Raw genomic sequence first — 13,099 nt, forward strand, 5'->3', positions numbered from 1 at the left:
CATCTGCCATGTGATGACACGGCCCGAACCCAAGATGCTCCAAGGCGAGCTTCAGCGAATATGTGCCAGTGCGACCCATGCCTGCGCCAATGACATATAGAGCCATGAGCACCCCCCGACGATTTCAATTGGTCAAAATACCGCTGTTTCCTTTACTTCGCTATATGTTTTGAAGGTCAGCTCCCGGTCGAACTCGGTCATTCAGGGTGATTGGGTTTGATCTTATCCCGCAGCGCGGACAGGCTCTCCTTCCTGGAAGGCGGCGAGCGCCGCCTTCAGCCCGTCGGGCCCGGTCGCGACAATCTGCGGCGGCGGCGAAAAGCCGGCGCCGAGCATCTTGCGGCCAAGCATGTGGTCGCCGGGCCGGTTGACCGATTCGATGCCGAGCAGCCGGCTTCCGGCATAGTGGTAGATGGAGAATTTGTTCTCGACCACGTCGCCCAGCACGACATGGCTGTCGCCACCCGCAATCAGGCCGACCATCTGCAGCTTCATGTCACCGATATCGGACCAGAACCACGGCACTGCCGAGTAATTGTCGGTGTGGCCGACGATGGTGCGCGCGGCGAGCCGCGCCTGGTCAGTGGCGTTCTGTACCGATTCCAGCCGCACATCGCCGCCGGTGAACCAGTGCCGGTAGGAGGCGGCATCGCCGATGGCGAGGATTTCCGGCACCGACGTACGCATCTGCTGGTCGACGCGGATGCCGTTGCCGATGGCAATGCCGGCGGCTTCGGCCAGTTCGACATTCGGCACGACGCCGATGCCGATGACGACCATCTGCGCCGGCAATCTTTCGCCGGATGAGGTGATTGCAGCCGAAACACGGCCGTTCTCGTCCTCCAGCCGTTCGATGGTGGTGCCGGTAAGGATGCGCACACCGGTGGCCTCCAGCCGCTGGCGCACATGGCCGGCGATGACCGGTGCCACGGCGCGGCCGAGCAGCCGGTCGACCGCCTCGACCACCGTAACCTTGCGGCCTGCCGCGGTGAGCGTCGCGGCAATCTCCAGGCCGATGAAGCCGCCGCCGAGGATGACGACCTCCTCGCTTTGCGCGCTCAATTCGCGGATCAGGCGGGCATCGCCGAGCGAGCGCAGCGACACAACGCCGGAAAGCTCCGAACCCGGCAGCGGCAGCAGGCGCGGCCGCGCGCCGGTGGCGAGGATCAGCCGGTCGAACGGCAACACACCGCCGCCCGATATCTCCAGCCTGCGGCCGCCTACGTCGATCCGCTCGACCCGGATGCCTGGCCGGAAGTCGATGGCGCTGCCGGTATAAAAAGCCTCGCCGCGCAACGGCTGCGGCTTTGCTTGCTGATCCTTGATGAAGGTCTTCGACAGCGGCGGCTTGTGGTAGGGCAATTCGTTTTCGTCGCCGACCAGGATCACCGGGCCGTCATAGCCTTCTTCGCGCAGGCTGGCGGCCGCTTGCACGCCCGCATGACCCGCACCGACAATGACGACCCCGTTCTTCATAGCAGCCCGATTCCTCATCCAAATCTAGGACGTCTCGCCAGGTGGCGATTGTCCGGCGCCGCCGCAAGAGCGCCGATCCGGGTCGCACCCGGAACGGCCGCCTGTCAACTGCGTCATGCGCCGGCATTCCTCATACGTCGGTGTTAAAGTTGACAGTTCTAGTTTAGAATAATTCTAAACTGTTGTTTCAATTGAATTTTTTCTATGCCACCAGTTGACATCCGGCGTCTTCGCCGTTTTATGGAAGCTCGCGCGTCAGCGCATCCCTTTGATGTCTGGGCCTTGAACCCTTTCGATTGGAGGCATTTCGGTGTCTTTCTTCCGCGAACCGCGCGATGGCGCGACCCTTCTTTGCCCGCTGGCAACTGCCCGCCGCGGCGCCGGCATTTCATTGATTCCCGAGGAGAGACAATCATGAGAACGATGATGACCGCGCGGTATGGCGGCAGGCTTGCAGCGATCGGCGCCACCGCGATGCTGACGGCGGCCGTGTTCGTGCTGCCGGCCAAGGCGCAAACCGATGCCAAGGCGGTCATCAAGACCTATTCCGACATTGCGCTCGCCAAATACGAGGATTCGCTGATCACGGCCGAGGCGCTCGACAAGGCCGTCGATGCGCTGCTCGCCAAGCCATCTGCCGAAACGCTGAACGCCGCCCGCGAGGCCTGGAAGGCATCGCGCGTTCCCTATCAGCAGACCGAGGTCTATCGCTTCGGTAACGCGATCGTCGACGACTGGGAAGGCAAGGTGAACTCCTGGCCGCTCGACGAAGGCTTGATCGACTATGTCGCCAAGAGCTACGGCACCGAGTCGGACGCCAACGCGCTCTACACCGCCAATGTGATCGCCAACAAGTCGATCGAGATCAACGGCAAGAAGATCGACGCCACCGACCTGACGCCGGAGTTCCTCTCCGGCACCCTGCAGGAGGCCGGCGGTATCGAGGCCAATGTGGCGACCGGCTATCACGCCATCGAATTCCTGCTTTGGGGCCAGGACCTGCACGGCACCGGTCCGGGCGCCGGCGAACGGCCCTACACCGATTACGACCTCGCCAATTGCACCGGCGGCAATTGCGACCGTCGCGGACAGTATCTGAAATCGGCGAGCGACCTTCTGGTTTCCGATCTAAAAGATATGGTCGACGACTGGAAGGAAGGCGGCGCCGCCCGCAAGAACCTTGTCGATGGCGAGCCGAACACCGCCATTTCGACCATCTTCACCGGCATGGGCTCGCTGTCCTATGGCGAGCTCGCCGGAGAGCGGATGAAGCTCGGCCTCTTGTTGCACGACCCGGAAGAGGAGCACGATTGCTTCTCCGACAATACCTACAACTCCCATCTTTACGATGCGATCGGCATCCGTGCCGCCTATCACGGCAGCTACAAGCGGCTCGACGGCACTGTCGTCGAGGGGCCGTCGGTGGCCGACATGGTCAAGGCGGCCGACCCGGCGGTTGCCAAGGAATTGTCGGACAAACTGGACGTCACCGTCGCCAAGATGGAGGCCATCAAGGCGCGGGCGCTTGCCGGCGAGGCCTATGACCAGCAGATCGGAGAAGGCAACACGGAAGGCAATGCCACTGTGCACGCGGCGATCGACGCGCTGGTCGATCAGACCAAGTCGATCGAACGCGCCGTCGGTACCCTGAAGCTCAATGCGATAGCCTTCGAGGGCTCGGACAGCCTCGATTCACCGGACAAGGTGTTCCAATAGACTATCGAAACCACCAGCCGCGCGACGCAACGAAGCGCCGTTAGCCAGAGCGACAAATGCTGATCTGCCATTGCAACATCATCACCGAAAAGGAGATAGAGCAGACGATCGTCGGACTGCTGGATGAGGACCCCTGGCAGCTGATCGTGCCGGCGAAGGTCTATCACGCCATGCACAAGCGCGGTCGCTGTTGCGGCTGCTTCCCAAATGTGGTCGAAACGATCATTCGGGTCACCGAAAATTACCATGCCCGCTCGGCGGCGAGTGGCGTGGACATCGTTTCACACCTGGATCGCGTCAGAGGCCTGCGCGTCCAATACGGGAGCAGAACCCATGAAAGGCGAACAGCAGATCATAGAGCGGCTTAACGAGGCTCTGTTTCTGGAACTTGGGGCGGTCAATCAATACTGGGTGCATTTCCGGCTGCTGGAAGACTGGGGATACGCCAAGCTAGCGAAGAAGGAACGCGCTGAATCGATCGAGGAAATGCACCATGCCGACCGGCTCGTGGCGCGCATCATCTTCCTCGAGGGCCATCCGAACCTGCAGTCCGTGGCGCCGCTGCGCATCGGGCAGAATGTCAAGGAAGTGCTCGAATCCGATCTTGCCGGCGAATATGACGCGCGCACCGCCTACAAGCGTTCGCGCGAGGTTTGTAACGAAGCAGGCGACTACGTGACGATGAAGCTGTTCGAGGAATTGCTGGCTGACGAGGAAGGTCACATCGACTTCCTCGAGACGCAACTCGACCTGCTCGCCTCGATCGGCGAAGAAAAGTACGGCCAACTCAACGCAGCGTCGGCCGACGAGGCGGAATAAGGACATGCCGGAATGCGGCGCCCCCTAGATTTCATGCGCCGCTTGCGGCCGGCCGAGCATTGTGGCCTGCCGCCTCCGCGATACGGTATCCTTCGCGGCGCCTTTCTTGCCGTGGTGGCGACGCTCACAGCCTCGGCGCTGGCCGGGGCGCCGCAACCGGCGGGGCTTGCCACCAGCCGCACGGATCTGACGCCGAAGGATCTGGCGCGCGTCATCGCCATCACCAGGCCGACCAGCGATTTCTCCAAGCCCGAGCAATTCGAGCTGATGCAGGGCGGCGCCGGCACCTCGAAGAAGGACGTCAACAAGGACGCCTTCTCGCAATCCTCCGCCAACATCAGCTTCGAGGAAGAGGGTACCTTCAAGCTCGGCAATGCCATTTTCCGCAAGAACTGGGTGTCCTCGCCATCCTCGACACAAGCCTCGGATGGGCTCGGTCCGTTGTTCAACGAGCGCGCATGCCAGAACTGTCATCTGAAGGACGGCCGCGGCCATCCGCCCGAAGGCGACAGCGGCACCACCTCGATGTTCCTGCGCCTGGCAAGGGAAGCCAGTACCGAGGAGGAGAAAGCCGCGCTCGCCGATCACAAGGTGCTCAACTTTCCCGACCCGGTCTATGGCACGCAGCTGCAGGAATTGGCCGTTCCCGGCCTGCAGGGCGAAGGCAGGATGCATGTCGACTATCAGGACGAGAAGGTGAAATTGGCGGACGGCAGCACGGTGTCGCTGCGCAAGCCGAGCTATTCGGTCGACGGTCTCGCCTACGGGGCGCTCAATCCACACACCACGCTGTCGCCGCGCATGACGCCGCCGATGATCGGCCTTGGCCTGGTCGAGCAGATCGCTCCTGCCGACATCCTTGCGCGTGCCGATGCGGCCGACCGCGATGGTGACGGGATTTCCGGCAGGCCAAACATAATACGCGACGCCAGCAGCGGTGAACTGACGCTCGGCCGTTTCGGCTGGAAGGCGCAGGCGGCATCGATCCGCCAGCAATCGGCGGACGCTTTTGCCGGCGATATCGGCATTTCGACGCCTGAGGTGCCGAAGCACTGGGGCGATTGCAGCGCCGCGGAAAAGACCTGCCTTGCCCTACCTAACGGTGTACAGGAGCGCCTCGGTCCGGTCGAAGCGCCGCCGCCGGTCATGGACCTCGTGACCTTCTATTCGCAAAACCTTGCCGTGCCGGCCCGGCGCGATCTCGACAGACCGGACGTGCTCGCCGGCAAAAAACTGTTCTACGATATGGGCTGCATCTCCTGCCATACGCCGAAATTCGTCACCCGTCGCGGCACCCCGAACAAGGCGCAGGCCTTCCAGCTGATCTGGCCTTATTCCGATTTTCTGCTGCATGACATGGGACCTGGTCTTGCCGACGGACAGGCGGTGGGCGAGGCCACGGGAAGCGAATGGCGCACGCCGCCACTGTGGGGCATCGGGCTCACCCAGACCGTCAGCGGCAACACCTTCTTCCTGCATGACGGGCGCGCACGAAGCCTGGCCGAGGCGATTCTGTGGCATGGCGGCGAGGGCCAGAAGGCGCGTGACCGCTTTGCCGCTGCCGGTGCGGCCGACCGCGCCGCGCTGATCAAGTTTCTGGAGTCGCTCTGATGCGGAAGCGTCTTGCATTCGCTCTGATGCTGGTCCTCGCCGCTGCGCTGCCGGCATCCGCGGCGGTGAAGGCTTCGGATGTGATCCAGCGGGCGATCGACGGCTTCGTCCGCCCGGCCTATGCCAGACTGAATGACCATGCGGACAGCTTGGCCAAGACCATGCACGCGCTTTGCCAAGCGCCCTCGCGAGACAATCTCGATGCGGCACGCGCCGAATTCTCGGGTGTCGTGGATGCCTGGTCGGTGGTGGAAATCATCCGTTTCGGGCCGATCGCGGAAAACAACCGGCTTGAGCGCATGCTGTTTTGGCCGGACCGCAAGAGCATCGGCCTGAAGCAGGTGCAGGCAGCACTTGCCGGCAAGGATCCGACAGCCGCCGATCCGGCCCAGCTGGCTACAAAGAGCGTCGCCATGCAAGGGCTCGGCGCACTGGAATTCGTCCTCTACGGCGACGGAGCCGGTCAATTGGTCGGCAGGGACGACGCCTATCGCTGCGCCTACGGTGCGGCCATTGCCGGCAATGTCGAGATGATTGCCGGCGAGGTTGGCGATGCCTGGAACGAGCCCAACGGCTTTGCCGCGCTCTGGGCCAATCCGGGTCCGCAGAACGCGCTCTACCACGACGGAACTGAAGCGGTGACCGAACTGGTCGGCGTCTTCATCAACGAGCTGGAAATGGTCCGCGACGTACGCCTGAAAGGCTTCCTGGGCGCCAAGCCGGAGGCCGACAAACCGAAACAGGCGATCTATTGGCGCTCGCAAAACACCGCCCGCTCGCTGACCGGGAATCTGGCGGGCATGGACACGCTGTTCCAGGCCTCGCAGCTTGGCGACGCGCTGCCGGCCGATGCGCGCTGGATGGCAGAATCGGTCCACATCCAGCTCACCAACGGGATCGAGGCGGCCAAGGCGATCAGGGGACCGATCGACAAGGCACTTGCCGATCCGGCGCTGCGCCAGAAGCTCGACTATTTCTCGCTGGTGACATCCAGCCTGACGACCCTGATCGGCACCAGGCTGACCGCCGAATTCGGCCTGACCGCCGGGTTCTCGTCATTGGACGGCGACTGATCATGAGGACGCCGCTGATCGATCGGCGCGATTTCCTGAGGGCCGCAGGCGCTGGTTTCGTAGCGGCGATGGCGCCGTCGGCCTGGGCAAAGACACTCGACGCCGACGCGGTCTTCGCCACCGCTTTCGTCAAGCGCGACGGCAGCTATGGCGCGGCCGTCCTGTCCGAGGCCGGCAAGTTGTTGCACACGATCGATCTGCCCGATCGGGGCCACGGCGTTACCTTCGACCCGGTGTCCAAGCGTTCGGTGGTGTTTGCCAGGCAGCCGGGCACCTTTGCTGTCGTCTTCGACCACACCGGCCGCGATGAACCGCAGACCGTTGCCAGCATTGCCGGCCGGCATTTCTTCGGTCACGGCGTGTTCTCGGCCGACGGCACGCTGCTCTACGCCACCGAGAACGATTTCGACAATGCCGCCGGCGTCGTCGGCGTCTATGACGCGCATGCGAAATTCAAGCGCATCGGCGAGTTTCCGACCTACGGCACAGGCCCGCACGAGCTTTTGCTGCTTTCCGATGGCAGGACGATTGCTGTGGCCAATGGCGGCATCGAGACGCATCCGGATTATGGCCGCGCCGAGCTCAACATTGCCACGATGCGGCCATCCTACGTGCTGGTCGACCGTCTCACAGGCGATCTCACCGAAAAGCACGAATTGCCGCCGGCGCTGCACCAACTGTCGATCCGCCATATGGATGCCGACCGCTCCGGCACCGTCTGGTTCGGCTGTCAGTACAGGGGGCCGGGTACCGATCGTCCCCCACTGCTCGGCCGCGCGCCGCGCGGCATGGACTTGAAATTGCTCGACATGTCGCAGGACGTGCTCTCGGCCTTCAGGAACTATATCGGCTCGGTCGCCGCCAACCCTGCCGCCGGCACTATCGCCGTGTCTTCGCCTGAGGGCAATTCGCTCGCCGTGATCGACACGGCCAGCGGCCGCATCGTCGCCACCAAGGCGCTGGTCGAGGTTTGCGGCGTTGCAGCCGATGGGGAAAGCTTCATGGCGACGACCGGCGCCGGCGAAATCATCGAAGCCGGTGGTGCGACCCGTTCCGAGCCGGACTATGTCTGGGATAATCACGTGCTGCGTATCGAGCAGATCGGCTAGTCCTGGCACCGATTTGTGGCAGTTACGTTCGTCGAAACTTACCGTCTTGAACCTGAGCCGAAGCAAAGTCGCCTGACGATTTATCCATTATGCCCTTGCGGTGATGAGCCCTGGCGGGCAGAGGGAAGCTGTTTTCGAAACTGTCTCAACCGGCCGCTTCATGAATTTACTTGCCATCGACTGTGCCGCCAATCTCTGCGCCGCCTGCGTCTACGACGCGGCGGCTGGGAAGGAACTCGGCCGTTCGGTGATCGATCTTGGCAAGGGCCATGCGGAACATTTGATGGCCGTGATCGAGGGAGCATTGAAGGCGGCTGGAACCGATTATGCCAGCCTCGGCGCCATTGCCGTTTCCACCGGTCCGGGCTCCTTCACCGGTCTGCGCGTCGGCGTCTCGGCGGCGCGCGGCCTTGCGCTGGCGCTGAAAATCCCGGCGATCGGCGTGACGACTCTGGAGGCCCTGGCGGCGCAAGCGAGAGCGGCATTTCCCGGTCGCGCCGTGCTCGCCGCGCTCGATGCAGGGCGCGAGGAAATCCATGCGGCACTCTACGATGAAGCATCCGTTTTGATTTACGGTCCCTCGGTGACCACGCTCTCGCAAGCCGCCGCCATCGCGGTTGACAGCTCCGCGGTTCTCGCCGGTACGGCGGCAACGCAAATTGCCGCCTCGGCCGGGCGCGCCTTCGACGTCGGCGCGACAGCGGCCACCGCCGACATCGCCGTCTATGCCCGGCTGGCCGCCGCCCAACGTGCCGGTAAAAAGGGCAAGGGCGAAAAGCCGAAACCGCTCTATCTGCGCGGCGCCGACGCAAAGCCTCAGGGAGGCTTTATTCTATCGAGGCAAGACCATGATCCCAAAAAGTGGAAACCGGTTTTGGGAAAAGATCATGGTCCAAACGGAAACAAGTCCTGATGCGCATTCCCTTCCTCCAGTCGCGCCGCAGGGACTATGCGCTCGAGCCGTTGACGGTTGCCGATAGCGCGGCCATGTCGGTGCTGCATCGCGAGGATTTCGCGCGGCCGTGGACCGACGACGAATTCGCCGCGCTGCTCGAGCAGGACACGGTGTTCGGCTATGCCGCGCGCGAGACCGGACAGGGTGCCAAGCCGCCGGTCGGCTTCGTGCTGGCGCGGCTGGCGGCCGGCGAGGGGGAGATCCTGACGGTCGCGGTGGCACGCTCGCATCGGCGCCGGGGGCTCGGCTGGCAATTGATGGATGCGGTGCTGCGTGAACTGCACGCACAGCGCGCCGAGGCGCTTTTCCTCGAGGTCGACGAGACCAATGTCGCCGCGATCGCGCTCTACCGGCGGTTCGGCTTCCGCGAGGTCGGCAAGCGTGCCAACTATTACAAGTCGCCGGAGCAGGGCCCGACCGGCGCGCTTGTCATGCGCCGCGATCTTCGTTAGCCAAACGCCGGGGTGGTGCGGATGATCGGAAAAATCAGGATTTTCCTGGCGCTGGGGCTGGTTGTCGTCGGCTCGCTGGTGCTTGTGCCGCTGCAGATATTGTCGATGCGGACCGGGCTCTGGCGCGAGACCTTCATCCTGAAAATCTGGCACAGGATGATTGTCAGGACGCTGGGGCTGCGCATCCATGTCAAGGGAGCGCTGTCCGGCCGGCGCCCATTGCTGATTGCTGCCAACCACATCTCCTGGACCGACATCATGGTGCTGGGGTCGATGGTCGACGTGACGTTCATCGCCAGGGCCGATATGGCCGGCTGGCCGTTGATCGGCATGCTGTCGAAGCTGCAGCGCACGGTATTCATCGAACGTGAGCGTAAGCGTTCGTCGGGCGACCAGGCGAGCGAGATCGCCGGCCGCATGGCCAAGGGCGACGCCATGGTGCTGTTTGCCGAAGGCTCGACCGGCGACGGCAACATGATCCTGCCGTTCAAGAGCACGCTGTTCGGCGCCGCTACAATGGCGATTGCGGAAGGGGCGGCCGAACAGGTCTTCATCCAGCCGGTGGCGATCGTCTATACGCGCCTGCATGGCGTGCCGCTCGGCCGCCGGCATCGGCCGGTTGCCGCCTGGATCGGCGACGAGGAGCTGATGCCGCACCTCAAGGTGCTGATGGCCGAGGGCGCCCTCGACGTCGAGGTGCATTTTGGCGAGGCGATTGCTTTCTCCAAGGGCTCAAGCCGCAAGGAGACGGCAAAGCAGATGGAACGCCAGGTGCGCAAGATGGTGCAGGCGGCGCTCGCCGAACCGCGTCCGAGCCGGTAGGCTGCGCAGGTCCCGGCCAGATTCGTCTGTTTTTTGTCGGGGAAAGGCGCTAGAAGCCGCGAAATGGAATTGAACACGATAGAACGCGACGACATCGGCGCTGCCGCCGAAAACCTGGTCGTTCCGCCTGCCGCGACCAGAAAGGTCTTCGTCAAGACCTATGGCTGCCAGATGAACGTTTACGATTCGCAGCGCATGACCGATGCGCTGGCGGCCGACGGCTATGCCGCGACAGACGCTATCGGCGAGGCCGATCTGGTGCTGCTCAACACCTGCCACATCCGCGAAAAAGCGGCGGAAAAAGTCTATTCCGAACTTGGGCGCATCCGTGAGTTGAAGGCCGAGCGTGCAAAGGCCGGGCGCGAAATGCTGGTCGGCGTCGCCGGCTGCGTGGCGCAGGCCGAGGGTGCCGAGATCATCCGCCGCTCGCCGGCCGTCGACCTGGTCATCGGCCCGCAGACCTACCACCGGCTGCCCGGTGTGCTGGCGAGGGCGCGTGGCGGCGAAAAGATCGTCGAGACCGACTATGCCGTCGAGGACAAGTTCGAGTATCTGCCGCAGCCGAAGCGCGCCGAACTGATCAGGCGCGGCGTGACGGCGTTCTTGACCGTTCAGGAAGGCTGCGACAAGTTCTGCACCTTCTGTGTCGTGCCCTATACGCGCGGCACGGAAGTCTCGCGGCCGGTCGCACAGATCGTCGCCGAGGCCGAGCGCCTGGCAGATGCCGGCGTGCGCGAGGTGACGCTGCTCGGCCAGAACGTCAATGCCTGGCATGGAAGAGGCGAAAACGGCGAGGAATGGGGCCTTGGCCGGCTGCTGTTCAGGCTGGCCGAGATTCCAGGCCTGGCGCGGCTGCGCTACACAACCAGTCATCCGCGCGACATGGACGATGAATTGATCGCCGCCCATCGTGATTTGCCGACGCTGATGCCCTATCTACATTTACCGGTGCAGTCCGGCTCCGACCGCATACTCAAGGCGATGAACCGCAGGCATATGGCCAAAGACTATCTGACGTTGATCGACCGCATCCGTGCCGCACGGAACGATATTGCACTGTCGGGCGATTTTATTGTCGGCTTTCCCGGCGAGACGGAAGCCGATTTCGAGGCGACCATGCAGTTGGTCGAAGACGTCAACTATGCCTCGGCCTTTTCGTTCAAATATTCGCCGCGCCCCGGCACGCCCGGCGCCGAGATGAGCGATCACGTGCCGGAGGCCGTCAAGGACGAGCGCCTGCAGCGGCTGCAGGCGCTGCTGCTGAAACAGCAGCAGGATTTCGGCACCAGCCTGATCGGCAGGACCATCGACACGCTGATCGAAAAGCCGGGCCGCCAGGCCGGCCAGAAGGTTGGCCGCTCGCCCTGGCTGCAGCCGGTTATTGTTGATGAAAAGGCCGGCGAAATCGGTGACATTATCCAGGTACGAATCACGAAGACGGGCTACAACAGCCTGTTCGCCGAATTGGCCTGAAGGTCTCGGCAGATGAGGAGAGACGGTTGAGCGCTGCTGAAGTGAAGAACCTGCCCCAGAACCTACCCTCGGGGGCCTCGGATATCGCGCACATCGTACTGACTTTCGACAACAACAAGCTTGCCAGCGCCCTTTACGGCCAGTTCGACGAGAATCTGGCCCGACTCGAGCAGAAGCTCGGCGTCGATATCCGCTCGCGCGGCAATCAATTGACCATCAAGGGCTCTTCCTCGGCCGCCGAGCAGGCACGCCGCGCCTTGGACAATCTTTACGGCATTCTGCAGAAAGGCACCGACATCGGCCAGTCCGATGTCGATGGCGCCGTGCGCATGGCGATCGCCAGCGACGATCAGCTGACGCTGCCGACGCTGGAGCGCAAGGGCAAGGTGTCCGCCGCCCAGATATCGACGCGCAAGAAGACGATCTATGCCCGCTCGCTGAACCAAGACGCCTACATGCGCGCGCTGGAGCGGTCGGAACTCGTCTTCGGCATCGGCCCGGCCGGCACCGGAAAGACCTATCTGGCGGTGGCGCATGCGGCAATGCTGCTCGAACGCGGCATGGTCGAACGCATCGTGCTGTCGCGCCCCGCGGTCGAGGCCGGCGAACGGCTTGGCTTTCTGCCGGGTGACATGAAGGAGAAGGTCGATCCCTATCTGCGGCCGCTCTATGACGCGCTCTACGACATGATGCCGGCCGACAAGGTCGAGCGGGCGATTGCCGCCGAGGTCATCGAGATCGCGCCGCTGGCGTTCATGCGCGGCCGTACGCTGGCGCACGCTGCCGTCATACTCGACGAGGCGCAGAACACCACGCCGATGCAGATGAAGATGTTCCTGACCCGGCTCGGCGAGAACTCGCGCATGATCGTCACCGGTGATCCGACCCAGATCGATCTGCCGCCAAACACCAAGTCCGGCCTGGTCGAGGCGCTGAGAATCCTCGACGGCGTCACCGGCATGGTGACGGTCCGCTTCAACGAAGGCGACGTCGTCAGGCATCCGCTGGTCGCCGAGATCGTCAAGGCCTACGACCGGGACGGCAAGCTGGCCAGGGGTTTGGGTGTCGAAAGCTGATACGATTATGCGGCCGCATGGCTGAGGAGCAAAAGGCGGGGGGACCGCTTCCCGTCGAAATCGATATCGCGATCGAGGCGGGCGACTGGCCCGACGAGACGACGCTGACGCGGCTGGTCGACCACGCCGTCTCGGCCGCCTTTGCCGAAACCGGTGCCGACGGGCGTTCCGAGCTCAGCATCGTCTTTTCCGACGATGCCCGTATCCGCACGCTCAATGCCGGCTGGCGCGGCAAGGACAAGCCGACCAACGTCCTGTCTTTTCCCGCTTTTCCGTTTGCCAGGGGCGGGCCTCTGCCGCCGATGCTCGGCGACATCGTGCTGGCCGCCGAGACTGTCGCGCGCGAGGCGGCACTGGAAGACAAGCCCATCGAGGACCATATCTCCCATCTCGTCATCCATGGCCTGCTGCATTTGCTGGGCTATGATCACGAAACCGATGCCGAAGCGGAACTGATGGAAGCGACAGAGCGCGCAGCACTTGCGAGGCTTGCCATTCCCGATCCCTACACGTAATT

14 protein-coding genes are annotated in these 13,099 nt (G+C 63.4%); 12 read left to right on the forward strand and 2 right to left on the reverse strand.

Annotated features, from left to right (window positions below; translation table 11 throughout):
• Positions 1 to 106, reverse strand: a 106-nt coding sequence (locus NKJ20_RS12775; RefSeq protein WP_352744525.1) for a sulfotransferase, incomplete at its 3' end; no start/stop codon positions are given.
• Between the two features lie 116 nt (positions 107 to 222).
• Positions 223 to 1,476, reverse strand: a complete 1,254-nt coding sequence (locus NKJ20_RS12780; protein WP_352744387.1) for an NAD(P)/FAD-dependent oxidoreductase — start codon at positions 1,474 to 1,476, stop codon at positions 223 to 225.
• Positions 1,477 to 1,902: 426 nt separating this feature from the next.
• Here NKJ20_RS12780 and NKJ20_RS12785 point away from each other — a divergent pair, with 426 nt between their 5' ends.
• The 12 genes from NKJ20_RS12785 to ybeY all read left to right on the forward strand — a co-directional run bounded on the left by NKJ20_RS12785 (position 1,903) and on the right by ybeY (position 13,097).
• Complete coding sequence (locus tag NKJ20_RS12785; RefSeq protein ID WP_352744528.1) at positions 1,903 to 3,192, forward strand: imelysin family protein; 1,290 nt, start codon at positions 1,903 to 1,905, stop codon at positions 3,190 to 3,192.
• A 56-nt stretch (positions 3,193 to 3,248) separates the two neighbouring features.
• Positions 3,249 to 3,560, forward strand: a complete 312-nt coding sequence (locus NKJ20_RS12790) for a (2Fe-2S)-binding protein (RefSeq protein ID WP_023676882.1) — start codon at positions 3,249 to 3,251, stop codon at positions 3,558 to 3,560.
• The gene (bfr, locus tag NKJ20_RS12795; RefSeq protein WP_023676883.1) at positions 3,526 to 4,011 is read left to right on the forward strand and encodes a bacterioferritin; all 486 of its coding nucleotides are present in this window, start codon (positions 3,526 to 3,528) and stop codon (positions 4,009 to 4,011) included. The genes NKJ20_RS12790 and bfr overlap by 35 nt, the downstream gene beginning before the upstream one ends.
• Positions 4,012 to 4,023: 12 nt before the next feature.
• Complete coding sequence (locus tag NKJ20_RS12800) at positions 4,024 to 5,622, forward strand: di-heme oxidoreductase family protein (RefSeq protein WP_352744389.1); 1,599 nt, start codon at positions 4,024 to 4,026, stop codon at positions 5,620 to 5,622.
• Positions 5,622 to 6,695 carry an imelysin family protein gene (locus tag NKJ20_RS12805; protein ID WP_352744392.1) on the forward strand — a complete coding sequence of 358 codons (1,074 nt, stop codon included), beginning with the start codon at positions 5,622 to 5,624 and terminating at the stop codon, positions 6,693 to 6,695. The genes NKJ20_RS12800 and NKJ20_RS12805 overlap by 1 nt, the downstream gene beginning before the upstream one ends.
• Positions 6,696 to 6,697: 2 nt before the next feature.
• Entirely contained in the window at positions 6,698 to 7,804 is a 1,107-nt protein-coding gene (locus tag NKJ20_RS12810; protein ID WP_352744395.1) for a DUF1513 domain-containing protein, read from the forward strand.
• Between the two features lie 160 nt (positions 7,805 to 7,964).
• Entirely contained in the window at positions 7,965 to 8,717 is a 753-nt protein-coding gene (gene tsaB / locus NKJ20_RS12815; protein ID WP_352744397.1) for a tRNA (adenosine(37)-N6)-threonylcarbamoyltransferase complex dimerization subunit type 1 TsaB, read from the forward strand.
• Positions 8,717 to 9,211, forward strand: a complete 495-nt coding sequence (rimI, locus tag NKJ20_RS12820; RefSeq protein ID WP_352744399.1) for a ribosomal protein S18-alanine N-acetyltransferase — start codon at positions 8,717 to 8,719, stop codon at positions 9,209 to 9,211. The genes tsaB and rimI overlap by 1 nt, the downstream gene beginning before the upstream one ends.
• 21 nt (positions 9,212 to 9,232) lie before the next feature.
• On the forward strand, positions 9,233 to 10,033 hold the full coding sequence (gene olsA, locus NKJ20_RS12825) for a lyso-ornithine lipid O-acyltransferase (protein WP_352744401.1): 801 nt from the start codon (positions 9,233 to 9,235) through the stop codon (positions 10,031 to 10,033).
• 63 nt (positions 10,034 to 10,096) lie between these two features.
• Positions 10,097 to 11,506 (forward strand): tRNA (N6-isopentenyl adenosine(37)-C2)-methylthiotransferase MiaB, encoded by a 1,410-nt coding sequence (gene miaB, locus NKJ20_RS12830; RefSeq protein ID WP_352744404.1) that lies wholly within the window; start codon positions 10,097 to 10,099, stop codon positions 11,504 to 11,506.
• A 26-nt stretch (positions 11,507 to 11,532) separates the two neighbouring features.
• Positions 11,533 to 12,582, forward strand: coding sequence for a PhoH family protein (locus NKJ20_RS12835; protein ID WP_023676891.1), 1,050 nt, complete (start codon positions 11,533 to 11,535; stop codon positions 12,580 to 12,582).
• Positions 12,583 to 12,599: 17 nt separating this feature from the next.
• Positions 12,600 to 13,097 (forward strand): rRNA maturation RNase YbeY, encoded by a 498-nt coding sequence (gene ybeY, locus NKJ20_RS12840; protein WP_352448596.1) that lies wholly within the window; start codon positions 12,600 to 12,602, stop codon positions 13,095 to 13,097.
• Positions 13,098 to 13,099 lie beyond the last annotated feature (2 nt).

The organism is Mesorhizobium sp. M0185 (genome assembly GCF_040322175.1).
Classification (GTDB): domain Bacteria; phylum Pseudomonadota; class Alphaproteobacteria; order Rhizobiales; family Rhizobiaceae; genus Mesorhizobium.